Source organism: Pseudomonas sp. PL-6 (genome assembly GCF_054110165.1).
Window position 1 is genome coordinate 609,925 of record NZ_CM134189.1, and the last position, 19,101, is coordinate 629,025.

A 19,101-nucleotide genomic window follows, 5' to 3' on the forward strand; every position below is an offset into this window, starting at 1 on the left:
TAATAACCCTCTCTCTTGGCTCTGCAAGCACTCTTCTATGGCAAAAATCATCGGCATCATCGTGGTTCTGGGCTGCGTCTTCGGCGGCTTCGTCCTGTCCGGCGGGCAGTTCATGGCGCTCGTTCATCCCTACGAAGTGCTGATCATCGGTGGTGCGGCGCTGGGCGGCTTCCTCCAGGCCAACCCGGGCAGCATGTTCATGACGGTATTCAAGAAGTCGGTGAGCATGTTCGGCACCCGCTTCACCCACACCTATTACCTGGAAGTGCTCAAGCTGCTCTACGAGATCCTCAACAAGAGCCGCCGCGAAGGCATGATGGCCATCGAGGCGGACATCGAGGACCCCAACGCCAGCCCGATCTTCAGCAAGTACCCAGGTGTGCTCAAGGACGCGCGGATGACCGCCTTCATCTGCGACTACCTGCGCATCATGTCCTCCGGCAACATGGCCCCGCACGAGCTGGAGGGCCTGTTCGACATGGAACTGGCCAGCCTCAAGGAGGATGTGGAGCACCCCGCCCATGCGGTGGCCAAGGTCGCCGACGGCCTGCCGGCCATGGGTATCGTCGCCGCGGTGCTGGGCATCGTCATCACCATGTCGATCCTCGCCGAGGCGGACAACGCGCAGATTGGCGAGAAGGTCGCTACCGCGCTGGTCGGCACCTTCCTCGGCATCCTCGCCTCCTATGGCTTTTTCGGCCCGCTGTCGGTGGCGCTGGAGCACGACGCCAAGGAGGAGGTCAACCTTTACGAGGCGATCAAGGCGACCCTGGTGGCCTCGGCCTCGGGCATGCCGCCGAGCCTGGCGGTGGAGTTCGGCCGCAAGGTGCTGTTCCCGGCGCACCGGCCGAGCTTCACCGAGCTCGAACAGGCCATGCGCGGCAACTAAGCCATGGAAAACAACCAGCCGATCATCGTCAAACGCGGCAAGAAGCGCGCCGGCGGGCACCACGGCGGCGCCTGGAAGATCGCCTTCGCCGACTTCGCCACGGCCATGATGGCGTTCTTCCTGGTGATGTGGTTGATGTCCTCGGCCACCCCGGAGCAGAAGAAGGCCATTTCCGGTTACTTCCAGGACCCCATCGGCTTCACCGAGAGCGCCAGCCCGCACGCCATCGATCTCGGCGGCACGCCGACGCCGGCGCCGGATCGCACCCTCAATCCGGAAATCCAGGATCAGCCCGACAGCCAGGACGTGGAGATCGACGCCGACCAGGTCGAGACCCTGGCCGACAAGCTGGAGCGCGAGCGCCTGGAGCTGCTGCTGCAGGAACTGCAGAACAAGGTAGACGAGAACCCCGAGCTGCAGCGCTTCAAGGACCAGATCCTGTTCGAGATCACCCAGGACGGCCTGCGCATCCAGATCATGGACGCCGAGAACCGGCCGATGTTCGCCCTCGGCAGCGCCGAGCTGCAGCCCTATTTCGAGGACATCCTGCTGGCCATGGCCGACACCATTCGCGCGGTGCCGAACAAGATCAGCGTCAGCGGCCACACCGACGCCAAACCCTTCGTCGGTCGCGGCGATTTCGGCAACTGGGAGCTGTCGGCCAATCGCGCCAACGCTGCGCGGCGCACCCTGATCGCCGGCGGCTATGCCGACGAGCAGGTGGCGCGGGTGGTCGGTTACGCCTCTTCGGCCCTGTTCGACCGCGACGACCCCTTCAATCCGGTCAACCGGCGCATCGACATCATCGTGCTGACCAAGAAGGCGCAGCGCGCCATCGAGGGTGAGCAGGGCAGCGACGAAGCGCCGCCGGCACCTGCCGAGGCCGCACCGGCGGCGCCCGGCGCGACCGACGAGCCGCTGCCGGGCGAGCAGGTGCGCGAGCGCTTGAACATCTTCGAGGACGGCGCGCTGCAGTTCGATCGGCCGGTCGACCAGTAGGCCTCGGCCTCCCGCTTACTGGCGCAGGTCGGCGCCGCTCAATACTCGTCTTCGGGCAGGCTGGCGAGGATATGCCGGTAGCTGGCCATGCGCTGCGGCTGGATGCGCCCTTCCTCCAGGGCCAGGAGCAGCGCGCAACCCGGCTCGCGGTCGTGCTTGCAGTCGCGGAAGCGGCAGCGCCCGAGCAAGTCGTGGAATTCGATAAAGCCGGCTTCCACGTCATCCCTGCTGACGTGGCCGAGACCGAATTCGCGGATGCCGGGCGAGTCGATCAGCTGGCCGCCGCCGGGAAAGTGGAACAGCCGCGCGGTGGTGGTGGTGTGGGTGCCCTTGCCGGTCAGCTCCGACAGCGCGCCGACGCGGGTATCGACCCCGGGCAGCAGGCTGTTGACCAGCGACGACTTGCCCACCCCTGACTGGCCGACGAACACGCTGACGTGGCCGTCCAGGCGCTTCTTCAGCTGCTCCATGCCGTCGCCCTGATGAGCCGAGACCTCCAGCAGCGGGTAGCCGAGCTGGCGGTAGACGCCGAGCAGCGCGTTAAGCGCCACCTCGTTCTTGGTGTCGATCAGGTCGGCCTTGTTCAGCAGCAGCAGCGGGCGGATGCCGGCATGCTCGGCGGCCACCAGGTAGCGGTCGATCAGGTTGGCGTGCGGCTCGGGCAGCGGGGCGAAGACGATGACGATCTGGTCGACGTTGGCCGCCACCGGCTTGAGCGCGCCGCGCATGTCCGGCCGGCACAGCTCGCTGCGCCGCGGCAGCTGGGCGACTATCACGCCGTCGCCCTGGTTGCCGGCGCGCCACACCACCTGGTCGCCGGTGACCAGCGCTGGCAGGTTGGCGCGCAGGTGGCAGCGGAAGGTCTGGCCAGCCAGCTCGCCCTGCAGCGCCTCGATCTCCACCTGTACGCCGAAGTGGGCGATCACCAGGCCGGTCTGCTCCGGGCCCAGGTCGCCGCCTTCCAGGGCCTCGACGGCGCGCGATTCGCGCTTGGCGGCGCGGGCCGCGCGTTCGCCCTGGATCTTTTCGATGCGCCAGCTCTGGCGGCGGTTGAGTTGGCGTTTGGCCATGGGGATTCCGAGTGGGTAGAGTTGCCGGGAAACAAGCCGCGCGAGTTTAGCATGGGCACCGCGGCCTCGATTTGACCTTCAGGGGGCGGGATGGACGAACGCGAAGGGGCGCTGCAGCGGCCGTGGCGCCGGGTAATGCTGGCCCAGGGGCTGGCCGTCGTCCTGCTGCTGGCGGCGGTCTACGGGCTGGCGCTGCTGTCGTCGCTGCGCCTGCCGCTGTGGCTGGCGGCGCTGGCGCAGGGGGCGCTGGCGGCGGCCATCGGCTGGCGCCTGGGGTTGTCGCGCTGGTGGCTGGGGATCAACCTGGCCTTCCTGCCGGCGCTGTGGCTGCTGCAGCAGGCGGCGCTGCCGGGCTGGCTCTACCTGCTGGGCTTTGCCCTGCTGCTGCTGGTCAACTGGAACAGCCTGCACGAGCGCGTGCCGCTGAGGTACAGCGGCACGCGCGCGCGCCAGCAACTGGGCGATTGGCTGGCGGCGCGCGAGGCGCCGCCGCGTTTCGTCGACCTCGGTTGCGGCACCGCCGGCACCCTGCTGCACCTGGCGCGGCGCTTCCCGCGCGGACGCTTCGTCGGCGTCGAGAGCGCGCCGCTGCTGTTTCTCCTGGCCTGGCTGCGCTGCCTGGGGCAGGGCAACTGCAGCATCCGCTACGGGAGCCTGTGGCGTACCGAGTTGGCACCGTTCGACGTCGTCTACTGCTTCCTCTCGCCGGTGCCGATGGCGCGCCTGTGGGCCAAGGCGCGGGAGGAGATGGCGCCCGGCAGCTGGTTGATCAGCAACAGCTTCGCCATCCCCGGGGTGGCCCCAAATGCCGTGCGCGAACTGAACCAGGGGCGGCAGACGCAGTTGCTGCTGTGGCAGATCGGCGGCGCCGTAATCCGCTAGACTTGCCGCCTGAGCCAAGGAGCCGCACACCATGCAGAACCCCAACAACCTGATCTGGATCGACCTGGAGATGACCGGCCTGGAGCCGGAGCGGGACGTGATCATCGAGATGGCCACCATCGTCACCGACAGCGAACTGAACGTGCTGGCCGAGGGCCCGGTGATCGCCATCCACCAGAGCGACGCGGCGCTGGCCGCGATGGACGAGTGGAACACCCGCACCCACGGCCAGAGCGGCCTGACCCAGCGCGTGCGCGAGAGCCGCATCGACACCGCGGCGGCCGAGGCGCAGACCCTCGCCTTCCTCGAGCAGTGGGTGCCCAAGGGTAAATCGCCGATCTGCGGCAATAGCATCGGTCAGGATCGGCGCTTCCTCTACAAGTACATGCCCAATCTGGAAGCCTACTTCCACTACCGCTATCTGGACGTCTCGACCCTGAAGATTCTCGCCGGCATGTGGGCGCCGCAGGTCAGGGACAGCTTCCAGAAGACCGCCACCCACCAGGCGCTGGACGATATCCGCGAGTCCATCGCCGAGCTGCGTCATTACCGCGAGCATTTCCTCAAGGTCTGAGCCGGGCGCAGGGGGTTGTCGCCGGCAGGCTGGCGCTGAGCCTAGCGCAGTCCAGCTGCGGGGATGGCGCGTTGGGCTACGGCGCTGCGCGCCTCAACCCAACCCACGGTCCTGGTGCCGCGCCAGCGCCCACTCGACATGCTCGCGTACCAGTTCCGACGGATGCTCGCGCCTCGCCTGCAATGCCTCCAGCACCGGGATGGTCGAGGGCGCATTGCCCAGGCCGACCGCCAGGTTGCGCAGCCAGCGCTCGTAGCCGGCGCGGCGCAGCGGCGAGCCTTCGGTGCGGGCCAGAAACTCCTCTTCGCTCCACAGGAACAGCTCGGCCAGGCCGGCGTTGTCCAGGCCGTGGCGCGGCTGGAAGTCGCCCTGCGCGGTGGGGTGGGCGAAGCGGTTCCACGGACAGACGATCTGGCAGTCGTCGCAGCCGAACACCCGGTTGCCGATGGGCTCACGCAGTTCGACCGGAATCGACCCCTTCAGCTCGATGGTGAGATAGGAGATGCAGCGCCGCGCATCCAGCACATAGGGGCCGACGAAGGCGGCGGTCGGGCAGATGTCCAGGCAGGCGCTGCAGCGTCCGCAGTGCTCGCTGCCGTGCGGCGCATCGACCGGCAGCGGCAGGTCGACGAACAGTTCGCCGAGGAAGAAATAGCTACCGGCCTTGCGGTTGAGCACCAGGGTGTTCTTGCCGATCCAGCCGAGGCCGGCCTGTTCGGCGATGGCCTTTTCCAGCACCGGCGCGCTGTCGACGAAGGCGCGGTAGCCGAACGGCCCTATCGCCGCCTGGATGCGTTCGGCCAGTTGCTGCAGGCGCTTGCGGATCAGCTTGTGGTAGTCGCGGCCCAGGGCGTAGCGCGACACGTAGGCGCGCTCCGGCTCGGTCAGGCGCTGGGCCATCTGCGTATCGCCGGGCAGGTAGTCCATGCGCAGTGACACGACCCGCAGGGTGCCCGGCACCAGTTGCTCCGGGTGCGAGCGTTTGCTGCCGTGCGCGGCCATGTAGTCCATCTCGCCCTGGTAGCCGGCGGCCAGCCAGCGTTCGAGGTGCGCTTCGTGCTCGCCCAGTTCGACACCGGCGATGCCCACCTGCTGGAAGCCCAGCTCGCGGCTCCAGTCCTTGATCGACTGGGCGAGGGCGGGGAGATCGAGGGAGGAAACGGACATTGCAGGGCAACCGCAGGGGAGGTGGGTATAATTCTGCCAGACATCCGCCACGAGCGAGCCATGCGTCCGACACCTACCCCCTTGCCCTTGACTCTGCACAGTGCCGAACAGGTGCGCGCGCTGGACACCCGGCTGATCGCCGCCGGCACCCCCGGCTTCGAGCTGATGCAGCGCGCCGCCCATGCCGCCTGGCGTGCGTTGCGCCGGCGCTGGCCGGAGGCCGGTGAGATCACTGTGCTGGCCGGGCGCGGCAACAACGCCGGCGACGGTTACCTGATCGCCGCGCTGGCCCGGCGCGCCGGCTGGCGCGTGCGCGTGCTGGCGCTGGGCGAGCCGGCGGCGCTGGGCGGCGATGCCGCGCAGGCCCATGCCGAGGCGCAGGCCGCCGGCGTGGAGATCCGCCCCTGGAGCGAATGCGCGCCGCTGGCCGGCGTGCTGGTCGACGCCTTGCTCGGCACCGGGCTGTCCGGCGCGGTGCGCGAACCTTACGCCCAGGCCATCCGCCTGATGGGTGCCAGCGGCCTGCCGGTGCTGGCGGTGGACATTCCCTCCGGGCTGCACGCCGACAGCGGCGCGCCATTGGGCGTGGCGGTGCGCGCCGAGCTGACGGTGACCTTTATCGGCCTCAAGCTGGGCCTGCTGACCGGCGCCGGCCCGGAGCTGTGCGGCGAGCTGCAGTTCGACGACCTGCAGGGCGATGCCGAGCTGCTGGCACAGGCGCCGAGCGTGGCGCAGCGCCTGGATGTGGCCAACCTGCCACGCCTGGCGCCGCGCGCGCCGACGGCGCACAAGGGCCAGTTCGGTCACCTGCTGGTGGTCGGCGGCGACCTGGGCATGGGCGGCGCCGCGCTGCTCGGCGCCGACGCTGCGCTGCGCGCCGGCGCCGGGCTGGTGTCGCTGGCCACCCGCGAGGAACATGTGGCCGCCGCGCTCGTGCGCCGCCCGGAGGTGATGTGTGCCGGCGTGCTGTCGGCCAACCAGCTGCTGCCGCTGCTCGAGCGCGCCGATGTCTGCGTGGTCGGCCCGGGGCTGGGCCAGGGTGCCTGGGGGCATGGCCTGCTGTCGGCTGTCGCCGCCGTCGAGCGGCCGCAGGTGTGGGACGCCGATGCGCTCAACCTGCTGGCCGCCGGTCGGGTCGCCGCGCCGCGTCTGGGTGTGCTCACCCCGCATCCGGGCGAGGCGGCGCGCCTGCTGGGGATGAGCACGGCCGAGGTGCAGGCGGATCGGCCGGCGGCGGCGCGGGCGCTGGCGCAGCGTTTGGGGCTGGTGGTGGTGCTCAAGGGCGCCGGCAGCCTGATCGCGGCGCCGGACGGGCGCCTGGCGCTGTGCGACCGCGGTCACCCGGCGATGGCCGGCGCCGGTCTCGGCGACGTCCTGGCCGGTCTGCTCGGCGCGCTGCTGGCGCAGGGCCTGGCGCCGTTCGAGGCGGCCTGCCTGGCGGTCTGGCTGCATGCACGGGCGGGCGAACGGCTCGCCGAACAGGGGCGCGGGCTGGCCGCCGGCGATCTGCCCCCTGCCATTCGTCAGTTACTGGAGGAGTTGTGTCCTTGTCTGAATTGAGACTCGAGGCCGCCGACGAGGCGGCGATGCTGGCCCTCGGCGCGCGGCTCGCCGAGGTCAGCGGCGGTGCCGGCATCATCTACCTGCACGGCGATCTGGGCGCCGGCAAGACCACCCTGTCGCGCGGCATGCTGCGCGGCCTGGGCCATACCGGGGCGGTCAAGAGCCCGACCTTCACCCTGGTCGAACCCTACGAGATCGGCGCCGTGCGCGCCTTCCATTTCGATCTGTATCGCCTGGTCGACCCGGAGGAGCTGGAGTTTCTCGGCATCCGCGATTACTTCGAAGGCGATGCGCTGTGCCTGATCGAATGGCCCGAGCGCGGCGCCGGCGTTTTGCCAAAGCCCGACCTGGACATTACCATTAGCCCGCAAGCGAGCGGCCGTTCGCTGCTGTTGCAGGCACATGGGGCGCGCGGGCAAGCCTGGTGTGCACTGTTGGCAGGCCAAGCATAAATAGATTGATGGGGTTGGGTATGCGCATAGGCGCGCTGGTTACCGCTGTGGGGGTGTTGTGGGCGGCCCTGGCTGCCGAGGTGCTGGCCGCCTCCGATGTGCGCAGCGTGCGATTGTGGCGCGCGCCGGACAATACCCGGCTGGTCTTCGATTTGTCCGGCCCGGTGCAGCACAGCGTGTTCACCCTGGCCGCGCCCGATCGCATCGTCATCGACGTCAGCGGCGCCAAGCTGGCGACCAACCTCGGCCAGCTGTCGCTGGCCAATACACCGATCACCGGCGTGCGCTCGGCCCAGCGCAGCGCCGAAGAGCTGCGCGTGGTCATCGACCTGTCGGCGCCGGTGACGCCGAAGAGCTTCGCCCTGGCGCCCAACCAGCAGTACGGCCATCGCCTGGTGGTCGACCTGTTCGACCAGAACGGCAGTGCGCCGGCGCCGACTCAGGCGCCCAGCGTGGCCGCCACGACGCCGCCGCTGCCGGTTACCCCGACCCAGCCGCCACCCAAGCTGACGCCGGTGCCCAATGGCAAGCGCGACATCGTCATCGCTATCGACGCCGGCCACGGCGGTGAGGACCCGGGCGCGCTGGCGCCGGTCAAGGGCCAGTACGAGAAGCACGTGACCCTGGCCATCGCCAAGGAACTGCAACGGCAGATCAATGCCGAGAAGGGGTTCCGCGGCGAGTTGGTGCGCACCGGCGACTACTTCATTCCGCTGCGCAAGCGCACCGAGATCGCCCGCAAGAAGGGCGCCGACCTGTTCGTCTCCATCCACGCCGACGCCGCGCCGCGCGCCGCCGCCTTCGGCGCCTCGGTGTACGCGCTGTCCGAGCGCGGCGCCACCTCGGAGACCGCGCGCTGGCTGGCCGATGCGGAAAACCAGTCCGACCTGATCGGCGGTGCCGGCAACGTCAGCCTGGACGACAAGGACAAGATGCTCGCCGGCGTGCTGCTCGATCTGTCGATGACCGCCTCGCTGAGTTCCAGCCTCAACGTCGGGCAGAAGGTGCTGTCGAACATGGGCAGCATCACCTCGCTGCACAAGCGCCGGGTCGAGCAGGCCGGCTTCATGGTGCTCAAATCCCCGGACATTCCGTCGATCCTGGTCGAGACCGGCTTCATCTCCAATCCCAACGAGGCGCGCAAGCTGCATACCGCCAGCCACCAGCAGGCGCTGGCGCGCTCGATCCAGACCGGCATCCGCCAGTTCTTCCGCGAGAATCCGCCGCCGGGCACCTACATCGCCTGGCTGCGCGACGAGGGCAAGATCGCCCCGGCCCCGCGCGAACACGTGGTGGCGCGCGGCGAGAGCCTGGCGCTGATCGCCCAGCGCTACCAGATCAGCCTGGCGCTGCTGCGCAGCACCAACAACCTCAATGGCGACGTGATCAAGGTCGGCCAGACCCTGCAGATTCCCGCCACGGCACTGGCGGCCCAGTAGTGAGCGTTATGTCCCGTATACACCTGCTCAGCCCGCGCCTGGCCAACCAGATCGCCGCCGGCGAAGTGGTCGAGCGTCCCGCCTCGGTGGCCAAGGAACTGCTGGAAAACAGCCTGGACTCCGGTGCGCGGCGCATCGACGTGGAAGTCGAGCAGGGCGGCGTCAAGCTGCTCAAGGTGCGCGACGACGGCGGCGGCATCGCTGCCGACGACCTGCCGCTGGCCCTGGCGCGCCACGCCACCAGCAAGATTCGCGAACTGGAAGACCTCGAAGCCGTGCTCAGCATGGGCTTTCGCGGCGAGGCGCTGGCCTCGATCAGCTCGGTGTCGCGCCTGACCCTGACCTCGCGCACGGCGGACGCCGAGCAGGCCTGGCAGGTGGAGACCGAGGGCCGCGACATGCAGCCGCGGGTGCAGCCGGCGGCGCACCCGGTGGGCACCTCGGTGGAGGTGCGCGACCTGTTCTTCAACACCCCGGCGCGGCGCAAGTTCCTGCGCGCCGAGAAGACCGAGTTCGACCACCTGCAGGAAGTGATCAAGCGCCTGGCGCTGGCCCGTTTCGACGTGGGCTTCCACCTGCGTCACAACGGCAAGAGCGTGCTCAGCCTGCATGAGGCGGGCGACGAGATCAGCCGCGCGCGGCGCGTCGCCGCGGTGTGCGGGCCGGCCTTCCTCGAACAGGCGTTGCCGATCGAGATCGAGCGCGGCGGCCTGCGCCTGTGGGGCTGGGTCGGCTTGCCGACCTTCTCCCGTAGCCAGGCCGACTTGCAGTACTTCTACGTCAACGGCCGCATGGTGCGCGACAAGCTGGTCGCCCATGCGGTGCGCCAGGCCTATCGCGACGTGCTGTTCAACGGCCGTCATCCGACCTTCGTGCTGTTCCTGGAAATCGACCCGAGCACGGTGGACGTCAACGTGCACCCGACCAAGCACGAGGTACGTTTCCGCGACAGCCGCATGGTGCATGACTTTCTCTACGGCACCCTGCACCGCGCCCTGGCCGACGTGCGCCCGGAAGATCAGGTCGCCGCGCCGGCTGCCGTGATGCCCATGGTGCGGCCCAGCGGCCTGGCCGCCGGCGAGTTCGGCCCGCAGGGCGAAATGGGCCTGGCCGCCAGCGTGCTGGAAACCCCGCTTGCCAGTCCGCAGCCGGCCTGGCGCGGCGCCGGCGCGGGTTATCAGCAGTCGGCCGGCAGCCCCGGGGTTCCGGCCGCCGAGGCCCAGGCCGCCTACCGCGACTACTTCGCGCCGCTGCCCGGCGCTCAGGCGCCGGCGCTGCCGCAGGAGCAGGGCGACGTGCCGCCGCTGGGCTATGCGCTGGCCCAGCTCAAGGGCGTCTATATCCTCGCCGAGAACGCTCAGGGCATGGTGCTGGTGGACATGCACGCGGCGCACGAGCGCATCACCTACGAACGGCTCAAACAGGCCATGGCCAGCGAGGGGCTGCGCGGCCAGCCGCTGCTGGTGCCGGAGTCCATCGCCCTCAGCCAGCGCGAGGCCGACTGCGCCGAGGAGCACGCCGAGTGGTTCCAGCGCCTCGGTTTCGAGCTGCAGCGCCTGGGCGAGGAGAGCCTGGCGATTCGCCAGATTCCGGCGCTGCTCAAGCAGGCCGAGGCCACCCAGCTCGTGCGCGACGTGCTCGCCGACCTGCTGGAGTACGGCACCAGCGACCGCATCCAGGCCCATCTCAACGAGCTGCTGGCGACCATGGCCTGCCACGGCGCGGTGCGCGCCAACCGCCGCCTGACCCTGCCGGAGATGAACGCCCTGCTGCGCGACATGGAGCAGACCGAGCGCAGCGGCCAGTGCAACCACGGCCGGCCGACCTGGACCCAGCTGGGCATGGACGACCTCGACAAGCTGTTCCTGCGGGGGCGCTGAGTGGCCAAGCCGTTACCGCCGGCCATCTTCCTGATGGGGCCGACTGCCGCCGGCAAGACCGACCTGGCCCTGGAGCTGGCCCGCGTGCTGCCGTGCGACCTGATCAGCGTCGACTCGGCGCTGGTCTACCGCGGCATGGACATCGGCACCGCCAAGCCGGACAAGGCCGTTCTGGCGGAATTTCCCCACGCCCTGATCGACATTCGCGACCCGGCCGAGAGCTATTCGGCGGCAGAGTTTCGCGCCGATGCCCTGGCGGCCATGGCCGAGAGCGCTGCGCGCGGACGCATTCCGCTGCTGGTGGGCGGCACCATGCTGTATTACAAGGCGTTGCTGGAGGGGCTGGCCGACATGCCCAGCGCCGATCCCGCCGTGCGCGCCGAGCTGGAGGCGCGCGCCGCGGTCGAAGGATGGGAGGCACTGCACCGCGAGCTGGCCGCGGTCGATCCTGAATCGGCGGCGCGCATCCATCCCAACGATCCGCAGCGCCTGACCCGGGCGCTGGAGGTCTACCGCGTCAGCGGTCTGAGCATGAGCGAGCACCGCCTGCGCCAGGCGGCGGGAAATCCCGACGCAGGGGCGCCGGGCGCCGGGCAATTGCCCTATACTGTTGCGCAGCTTGCTATCGCTCCAGCGCAGCGTCAGGTCTTGCATGCGCGCATTGCCAGGCGATTTCAGGCGATGCTGGAACAGGGGTTCGTCGAAGAGGTCGAAGCCCTGCGCCGCCGAAGTGACTTGCACGCGGGATTGCCGTCTATACGAGCGGTAGGCTATCGCCAGGTGTGGGAATACCTCGATGGCGGGTTGTCGCGGGCGGAGATGGTCGAGCGCGGCGTGATCGCCACGCGGCAGTTGGCCAAGCGGCAGTTCACCTGGCTGCGCGGCTGGGACGATCTGCACTGGCTGGACAGCCTGGCCTGCGACAATCTGTCTCGCGCCTTGAAATACCTGCAAAGCGTCTCCATATTGAACTGAGACCTTGCCGCTGGCCGTCTATCCTTGGGGGTGGGGCGGCCTGAAGCCATTGTTTACCTACTAAAATTATTGAAATTGATCCTCGAAAGGAGTGCGGCACATGTCAAAAGGGCATTCGCTACAAGACCCTTACCTGAATACCCTGCGTAAGGAACGCGTCCCTGTTTCCATCTATCTGGTCAACGGCATCAAATTGCAGGGCCAGATCGAATCGTTCGACCAGTTCGTCATCCTGCTGAAGAACACCGTCAGCCAGATGGTCTACAAACATGCCATTTCCACCGTCGTGCCCAGCCGTCCGGTGCGCCTGCCCAGTGCCGGCGACTCCGAACAGGCCGAAGCCGAGCCGGGTAACGCCTGACTAGGGGGCTGCATTGTTCTTCGAGCGTCATGAGGGCGGTGAGCGGGCCATCCTGGTTCATCTGGACGGCCAAGACTCCGAGGCGAGCGAAGACCCCCAGGAGTTCCAGGAGCTGGCCATGTCGGCAGGCGCCGACATGGTCGCCTTTTTCAGCGTGCCGAGCAGCCGCCTGACCGCCAAGTACCTGATCGGCAGCGGCAAGGTCGAGGAGCTGCGCGACCAGGTCAAGGCTGAAGAGGCCGATCTGGTCATCTTCAACCACACCCTGACCCCCAGCCAGGAGCGCAACCTCGAGCGCGCCTTCGAATGCCGCGTGCTCGATCGCACCGGCCTGATCCTCGATATCTTCGCCCAGCGCGCGCGTACCCACGAAGGCAAGCTGCAGGTCGAGCTGGCGCAGCTCGACCACATGAGCACGCGCCTGGTACGCGGCTGGACCCACCTGGAACGGCAGAAGGGCGGTATCGGTCTGCGTGGGCCGGGGGAAACCCAGCTGGAAACCGACCGCCGCCTGCTGCGGGTGCGCATCCGCCAGATCAAGCAGAAGCTGGAGAAGGTGCGCAGCCAGCGCGAGCAGGCGCGGCGCGGGCGTCGGCGCGCGGATATCCCCTCGGTATCGCTGGTCGGCTACACCAACGCCGGCAAGTCCACCCTGTTCAACGCGCTGACTGCCTCCGCGGTCTATGCCGCCGATCAGCTGTTCGCCACCCTCGACCCGACCCTGCGCCGGCTCGAGCTGGACGACCTCGGGCCGATCGTGCTGGCCGATACCGTGGGCTTCATTCGCCATCTGCCGCACAAGCTGGTCGAGGCCTTCCGCGCTACGCTCGAAGAATCGAGCAACTCCGACCTGCTGCTGCACGTGATCGACGCCCACGAGCCCGAGCGCATGGCGCAGATCGAGCAGGTGCAGGCGGTGCTCAAGGAGATCGGCGCGGACGAGTTGCCGATGCTCGAGGTGTACAACAAGCTGGATTTGTTGGAAGGTGTCGAGCCGCAGATTCAGCGCGATGCCGACGGCAAGCCGCTGCGGGTGTGGTTGTCGGCGCGCGAGGGGCGTGGTCTGGAGTTGTTGCGCCAGGCCGTGGCCGAGTTGCTCGGCGAGGATCTGTTCGTCGGTACCCTGCAGTTGCCGCAGCGCCTGGGGCGTCTGCGCGCGCAGTTCTTCGCCCTCGGGGCGGTGCAGAACGAGGGGCACGACGAGCAGGGGCAGAGTCTGTTGTCGGTGCGTCTGCCGCGGGTCGAGCTAAATCGCCTGGTCAGTCGCGAAGGGCTGGAGCCGCAGGCCTTCATCGAGCAACACACTTTGCAATAAAGCCTGGGGCAGTGGCTTTGCCGCCGCCATCGGGCATTGGGTAGCATTGGCGGGCGCGCCGTGGGCGCGCCTTCGCTTTATCAGTACGGAGAACGCTATGGCTTGGAATGAGCCGGGTGGCAACTCGAACAATCAAGACCCTTGGGGCGGCCGCAAAGGCGGTGGCCGGCAGGGCCCGCCGGATCTCGACGAAGCGTTCCGCAAGCTGCAAGAAAGCCTCAACGGGCTGTTCGGCGGCGGCAAGAAACGGGGTGACGACGATTCTGGCCGCAGCGGTGGCGGCTTCGGCCTGCTGTTCGTCGGTCTCGGCCTGCTGGCCGTGATCTGGCTGTACAGCGCCATCTACGTGGTCGATGAGCAGGAGCAGGCGGTGGTGTTGCGCTTCGGCAAGTACCACGAAACCGTCGGCCCCGGCCTGAACCTCTATTTCCCGCCGATCGACCGCAAGTTCCAGGAGAACGTCACCCGCGAGCGTGCCTACAGCAAGCAGGGGGCGATGCTCACCGAGGACGAGAACATCATCGAAGTGCCGCTGACCGTGCAGTACCGCATCAGCAACCTGCAGGACTTCGTGCTCAACGTCGACCAGCCGGAAGTCAGCCTGCAGCACGCCACCGACAGCGCCGTGCGCCACGTGGTGGGCTCCACCGAGATGGACCAGGTGCTGACCGAGGGTCGTGAGCTGATGGCCAGCGAGGTGCGCGAGCGCCTGCAGCGCTTCCTCGACAACTACCGCACCGGCATCACCATCACCCAGGTGAACATCCAGAGCGCAGCGGCACCGCGCGAAGTGCAGGAAGCCTTCGACGACGTGATCCGTGCCCGCGAAGACGAGCAGCGCGAGAAGAACCAGGCCGAATCCTACGCCAACGGGGTGATCCCGGAAGCGCGCGGTCAGGCCCAGCGCATGCTGGAAGAAGCCAACGGTTACCGCGACGAAGTGATCGCTCGCGCCCAGGGTGAGGCGGACCGCTTCAGCAAGCTGGTCGCCGAGTACCGCAAGGCGCCCGAGGTCACCCGCGAGCGTCTGTACCTGGACACCATGCAGGAGCTGATGAGCAACACCAGCAAGGTGCTGGTGACCGGCGACAAGGGACAGAACAACCTGCTCTATCTGCCGCTGGACAAGATGATCGACAGCCGCAGCGGCGCTGCGCCAAGCAGCATCAGTGGCGCCGGCAGCGTCGGCGGTTCGACCGGCGCGTCGAACATTCAGGTCTCGCCGCGCAATGATCGTTCTAGGGAGAGTCGTTGATGAGCAACAAGTCCCTGATCGGCCTGATTGCGGCCGTGGTTCTGGCCCTGGTGGCGTGGAACAGCTTCTATATCGTGGCGCAGACCGAACGTGCGGTGCTGTTGCAGTTCGGCCGCGTGGTGCAGCCGGACGTGCAGCCCGGCCTGCATGTGAAGATCCCCTATGTGAACCAGGTGCGCATCTTCGACGGTCGTCTGCTGACCCTGGATTCGACGTCCTCGCGCTTCCTGACCCTGGAGAAGAAGGCGCTGATGGTCGATGCCTACGCCAAGTGGCGGGTGAAGGACGCCGAGCGCTTCTATCAGTCCACCTCGGGTATCAAGCAGGTGGCCGACGAGCGTCTGGCGCGTCGCCTGGAAGCTTCGCTGCGTGACCAGTTCGGTAAGCGCACCCTGCACGAATCGGTATCCGGCGAGCGCGATGCGCTGATGGCCGACGTCACCGCGACCCTCAACCGCGCCGCCGAGCGCGAGCTGGGCATCGAGGTGGTGGATGTGCGGGTCAAGGCCATCGACCTGCCGCGCGAGGTCAACCGCAGCGTGTTCGAGCGGATGAGCACCGAGCGTGAGCGCGAGGCGCGCGAACACCGCGCCAAGGGTCGCGAGCTGGCCGAGGGCATCCGTGCCGATGCCGACCGTCAGCGCCGTGTGCTGCTGGCCGAAGCCTACCGCGAGGCCGAAGAGCTGCGCGGTGACGGCGACGCCGAGGCCGCCTCCATCTACGCCCGCGCCTATGGCCAGGATCAGGAGTTCTACTCCTTCTACCGCAGCCTGCGCGCCTACCGCGAGAGCTTCGCCGACAAGCGCGACGTGCTGGTGCTCGACCCGGGCAGCGACTTCTTCCGCTATCTGGAGAAGGCCAAGCCCTAAAAGAGCGGCTTCGAGCTGCAGGTGGACGACTTGCAGCTCGAAGCTTGTGGCTTGAAGCTTTTAGCGTGGTATCATGCGGCAGCCGGGAAAATCCCGGCTTTTTTGCGTCTGTGGGAATCATGTGGCAGGAACTCGGCATTGCTCTGTGTCTGATGCTGGTGCTGGAAGGCATCCTGCCCTTCCTCTATCCGCGCCAGTGGCGCGGAGCGGTACTGCAGGCAGCCCGGCTGCCCGACCGCCGACTGCGCCTTATGGGGCTGGCCAGCATGCTGCTGGGTACGGCCCTTCTATATCTGCTTCACTGAAGGCTTGTGCCGCCCGGATCGAGAGGGGAATGGCGAAATGGCAACGGTAGACCGCTGGCTGCTGCCAGATGGCATCGAAGAAGTACTGCCGCCGGAAGCGGCGCGCATCGAAGCAGCCCGCCGTCAGGTGCTGGATCTGTTTCAACGCTGGGGTTACGAGTTCGTCGTCACTCCCCATATCGAGTACCTGGAATCCCTGCTGACCGGCGCCGGTCAGGACCTCGACCTGCGCACCTTCAAGGTCACCGACCCGCTGTCCGGTCGGCAGATGGGCTTTCGTGCCGACATCACCCCGCAGGTGGCGCGCATCGATGCGCACACCCTGCGCCGTGAAGGGCCGAACCGGCTGTGCTACGCCGGCAGCGTGGTCCATGCCCAGCCGCGTGCGCTGACCACCTCGCGCAGCCCGATCCAGCTCGGCGCCGAACTCTATGGCGACGCCAGCCCGGCCAGCGATATCGAGGTGATCAGCCTGCTGGTCGAGATGCTCGAGTTGGCGGCGGTGCCCGATGTGCACATGGACCTCGGTCACGTCGGCATCTACCGCGGCCTGGCGCGTGCTGCCGAATTGTCCGCCGAGGTCGAGCAGCAGCTGTTCGACGCCCTGCAGCGCAAGGCCATGGACGAGATCGCCGAGCTGACCGCCGGGCTGCCGGCGGGCCTGGGTAGCATGCTGCGTGCCCTGGCCGAGCTGTGCGGCGGGCGCGAGGTGCTGGACCTGGCCCAGGCTGCGCTGGTCGAGGCGCCGGAGGCGGTGCACGCGGCGCTGGACGAGCTGATGGCCATCGCCGACGCCCTGGAACTGCGTTATCCGGAGTTGCCGCTGTACTTCGACCTCGGCGAGCTGCGCGGCTACAACTACCACACCGGTGTCGTGTTCGCCGCCTTCGTTCCGGGGGTCGGCCAGTCCATCGCCCAGGGCGGGCGCTACGACGACATCGGCGCCGATTTCGGCCGGGCGCGTCCGGCCACCGGCTTTTCCACCGACCTCAAGACCCTGGTCAGTCTCGGCGATATGCGCCTGGACGAGCCGGCCGCCGGCGTCTGGGCGCCGGACAGTCACGATCTCTACCTGTGGCAGGCCGTGCGTCGCCTGCGCAGCGAAGGCCAGCGCGTGGTCCAGGCGCTGCCCGGGCAGAGCGAGGCGGATGCGCGCGAGGCGGGCTGCGATCGCCTGCTGGCGCTGCGTGACGGACGTTGGCAGGTGGCGCCCCTGGCGTCCTGAATTCATTTTCGCCGGCCCGCGGCCGGCATCGAAGCTTGCGCGAAGAGGACAAGTTTATGGGTAAGAATGTCGTCGTCCTGGGCACCCAGTGGGGTGATGAGGGCAAGGGCAAGATCGTCGATCTGCTCACCGAGCAGGCCGCCGCAGTGGTGCGTTATCAGGGCGGTCACAACGCCGGTCACACCCTGGTGATCGACGGCGAGAAGACCGTGCTGCACCTGATTCCGTCCGGCATCCTGCGCGACGGCGTCGAGTGCCTGATCGGCAACGGCGTGGTGGTGGCGCCCGATGCGCTGCTGCGCGAGATCACCAAGCTGGAAGAGAAGGGCGTACCGGTGCGTCAGCGCCTGCGCATCAGCCCAGCCTGCCCGCTGATCCTGTCCTACCACGTGGCGCTGGATCAGGCGCGCGAGAAGGCCCGCGGCGATGCCAAGATCGGCACCACCGGCCGTGGCATCGGCCCGGCCTACGAAGACAAGGTCGCGCGTCGCGGCCTGCGCGTCGGTGACCTGTTCCACCGCGAGCGTTTCGCCGCCAAGCTGGGCGAGCTGCTGGATTACCACAACTTCCAGCTGGTCAATTTCTACAAAGAGCCGGCCATCGACTTCCAGAAGACCCTGGACGAGTGCATGGAATACGCCGAGCTGCTCAAGCCGATGATGGCCGACGTCACCGCCGTGCTGCATGACCTGCGCCGCGAAGGCAAGGACATCATGTTCGAAGGCGCCCAGGGCTCGCTGCTGGACATCGACCACGGCACCTATCCCTACGTGACCAGTTCCAACACCACCGCTGGCGGCATCGCCACCGGCTCCGGTTTCGGCCCGCTGTACCTGGATTACATCCTCGGCATCACCAAGGCCTACACCACCCGTGTCGGCTCCGGCCCGTTCCCGACCGAGCTGTTCGACGACGTCGGCGCCTTCCTCGCCAAGCGTGGCCACGAGTTCGGCGCCACCACCGGCCGTGCCCGTCGTTGCGGCTGGTTCGACGCGGTGATCCTGCGTCGCGCCATCGAGATCAACAGCATCTCCGGGCTGTGCCTGACCAAGCTGGACGTGCTCGACGGTCTGGAAACCATCCGTATCTGCACCGGCTACAAGGATGCGGGCGGCCAGGTGCTGGTCGATGCGCCGACCGACGCTGACAGCTACCTCGGCCTGCAGCCGGTCTACGAGGAAATGCCGGGCTGGAGCGAGTCCACCCTGGGCGCCAAGACCCTGGAAGACCTGCCGGCCGCTGCTCGTGCCTATATCAAACGTGTGGAAGAGCTGGTCGGTGCGCCGATCGACATCATCTCCACCGGCCCGGATCGCAACGAGACCATCGTCCTGCGTCATCCGTTCGCCTGATCGGGGCGCTGTCGAGTTGAAAGAGCCGCCTTCGGGCGGCTTTTTTGTGCCCTGCCAGCCGGGCGGGTGGAAGGCTCTTTGCGTCTGACGCGCGGGCATGCGCCTTGCTTGCGCTCAATAAATCGCGGAAGTCGCCGTTATAGCGGTAATGGTCGTTGAGGAGTCCCGCCAGTGTTCGCCATTGTTTCGATGTTGCGCAGCCGCCTGCTGCGCCCGGTGTTCGTCGCCCTCGGCCTGGCCATGTTGGTGCAGGTGGGGCTGGCGGTGTGGCTGATGCGTGCCTCGGTCGACGGCATGGTCGAGGATCTGGCGCAGCGCCTGGGCGGCGAGAGCCGACGCCTGGGCGAGGAGCTGAATGCGGCCGAGCGCGAGATGACCCAGGGTCTCGCCGCGCTGGCGGGCAATACCCGCAGCCGTCTCGGCGAAGGCCTCTCGGCGCAGCTCAAGAGCGAGCAGGCGCAACTTCGCCGGGTGCTCGAAGACAGCCTCAAGCAGTCCGGCACGGCGCTGGCGCAGTTGCTGGCCGGCG

General features: G+C 68.0%; 18 protein-coding genes. 16 read left to right on the top strand and 2 right to left on the bottom strand.

All coding sequences use genetic code 11. The annotated features are described in order from the left end of the window. Positions 1-37: 37 nt before the first annotated feature. On the top strand, positions 38-889 hold the full coding sequence (motA, locus tag ACW9UL_RS02700; protein WP_122109169.1) for a flagellar motor stator protein MotA: 852 nt from the start codon (positions 38-40) through the stop codon (positions 887-889). A gap of 3 nt (positions 890-892) precedes the next feature. After that, on the top strand, positions 893-1,888 hold the full coding sequence (gene motB, locus ACW9UL_RS02705; protein ID WP_457788773.1) for a flagellar motor protein MotB: 996 nt from the start codon (positions 893-895) through the stop codon (positions 1,886-1,888). 38 nt (positions 1,889-1,926) lie between these two features. Here the strand turns inward: motB and rsgA are convergent, their stop codons facing one another. After that, complete coding sequence (rsgA, locus tag ACW9UL_RS02710; RefSeq protein WP_021445441.1) at positions 1,927-2,958, bottom strand: small ribosomal subunit biogenesis GTPase RsgA; 1,032 nt, start codon at positions 2,956-2,958, stop codon at positions 1,927-1,929. Positions 2,959-3,048: 90 nt separating this feature from the next. Here rsgA and ACW9UL_RS02715 point away from each other — a divergent pair, with 90 nt between their 5' ends. Further along, positions 3,049-3,840: a class I SAM-dependent methyltransferase gene (locus tag ACW9UL_RS02715; protein WP_457788774.1), complete on the top strand. Its 792-nt coding sequence runs from the start codon at positions 3,049-3,051 to the stop codon at positions 3,838-3,840. Between the two features lie 31 nt (positions 3,841-3,871). Then, the gene (orn, locus tag ACW9UL_RS02720; RefSeq protein ID WP_021444983.1) at positions 3,872-4,414 is read left to right on the top strand and encodes an oligoribonuclease; all 543 of its coding nucleotides are present in this window, start codon (positions 3,872-3,874) and stop codon (positions 4,412-4,414) included. A 93-nt stretch (positions 4,415-4,507) separates the two neighbouring features. Here the strand turns inward: orn and queG are convergent, their stop codons facing one another. After that, entirely contained in the window at positions 4,508-5,581 is a 1,074-nt protein-coding gene (queG, locus tag ACW9UL_RS02725; protein ID WP_457788775.1) for a tRNA epoxyqueuosine(34) reductase QueG, read from the bottom strand. 60 nt (positions 5,582-5,641) lie between these two features. Here queG and ACW9UL_RS02730 point away from each other — a divergent pair, with 60 nt between their 5' ends. From ACW9UL_RS02730 to ACW9UL_RS02785, 12 genes are all read left to right on the top strand, one after another. Continuing rightward, positions 5,642-7,141, top strand: a complete 1,500-nt coding sequence (locus ACW9UL_RS02730) for an NAD(P)H-hydrate dehydratase (RefSeq protein ID WP_457788776.1) — start codon at positions 5,642-5,644, stop codon at positions 7,139-7,141. Continuing rightward, a complete protein-coding gene (tsaE, locus tag ACW9UL_RS02735) occupies positions 7,129-7,596 on the top strand; it encodes a tRNA (adenosine(37)-N6)-threonylcarbamoyltransferase complex ATPase subunit type 1 TsaE (RefSeq protein ID WP_397495897.1) in 468 nt (155 codons plus the stop codon). Before ACW9UL_RS02730 ends, tsaE begins: the two co-directional genes overlap by 13 nt. Before the next feature lie 8 nt (positions 7,597-7,604). Continuing rightward, entirely contained in the window at positions 7,605-9,035 is a 1,431-nt protein-coding gene (locus tag ACW9UL_RS02740; RefSeq protein ID WP_397495898.1) for an N-acetylmuramoyl-L-alanine amidase, read from the top strand. After that, on the top strand, positions 9,035-10,915 hold the full coding sequence (gene mutL, locus ACW9UL_RS02745; protein ID WP_397495899.1) for a DNA mismatch repair endonuclease MutL: 1,881 nt from the start codon (positions 9,035-9,037) through the stop codon (positions 10,913-10,915). The genes ACW9UL_RS02740 and mutL overlap by 1 nt, the downstream gene beginning before the upstream one ends. Before the next feature lie 33 nt (positions 10,916-10,948). Continuing rightward, positions 10,949-11,890, top strand: a complete 942-nt coding sequence (gene miaA, locus ACW9UL_RS02750) for a tRNA (adenosine(37)-N6)-dimethylallyltransferase MiaA (RefSeq protein ID WP_457790899.1) — start codon at positions 10,949-10,951, stop codon at positions 11,888-11,890. 100 nt (positions 11,891-11,990) lie between these two features. Beyond that, the gene (hfq, locus tag ACW9UL_RS02755; RefSeq protein ID WP_021442389.1) at positions 11,991-12,251 is read left to right on the top strand and encodes an RNA chaperone Hfq; all 261 of its coding nucleotides are present in this window, start codon (positions 11,991-11,993) and stop codon (positions 12,249-12,251) included. Positions 12,252-12,264: 13 nt separating this feature from the next. Continuing rightward, a complete protein-coding gene (gene hflX / locus ACW9UL_RS02760) occupies positions 12,265-13,566 on the top strand; it encodes a ribosome rescue GTPase HflX (RefSeq protein ID WP_397495900.1) in 1,302 nt (433 codons plus the stop codon). A 97-nt stretch (positions 13,567-13,663) separates the two neighbouring features. Next, the gene (hflK, locus tag ACW9UL_RS02765; protein ID WP_397495901.1) at positions 13,664-14,821 is read left to right on the top strand and encodes an FtsH protease activity modulator HflK; all 1,158 of its coding nucleotides are present in this window, start codon (positions 13,664-13,666) and stop codon (positions 14,819-14,821) included. Then, positions 14,821-15,690: a protease modulator HflC gene (hflC, locus tag ACW9UL_RS02770; RefSeq protein ID WP_021442386.1), complete on the top strand. Its 870-nt coding sequence runs from the start codon at positions 14,821-14,823 to the stop codon at positions 15,688-15,690. The genes hflK and hflC overlap by 1 nt, the downstream gene beginning before the upstream one ends. 119 nt (positions 15,691-15,809) lie before the next feature. Further along, positions 15,810-15,995, top strand: coding sequence for a DUF2065 domain-containing protein (locus ACW9UL_RS02775; RefSeq protein ID WP_021442385.1), 186 nt, complete (start codon positions 15,810-15,812; stop codon positions 15,993-15,995). A gap of 37 nt (positions 15,996-16,032) precedes the next feature. Beyond that, on the top strand, positions 16,033-17,220 hold the full coding sequence (locus ACW9UL_RS02780) for an ATP phosphoribosyltransferase regulatory subunit (RefSeq protein WP_021442384.1): 1,188 nt from the start codon (positions 16,033-16,035) through the stop codon (positions 17,218-17,220). 56 nt (positions 17,221-17,276) lie between these two features. Continuing rightward, positions 17,277-18,572, top strand: coding sequence for an adenylosuccinate synthase (locus ACW9UL_RS02785; protein ID WP_021442383.1), 1,296 nt, complete (start codon positions 17,277-17,279; stop codon positions 18,570-18,572). Positions 18,573-19,101: the final 529 nt, after the last annotated feature.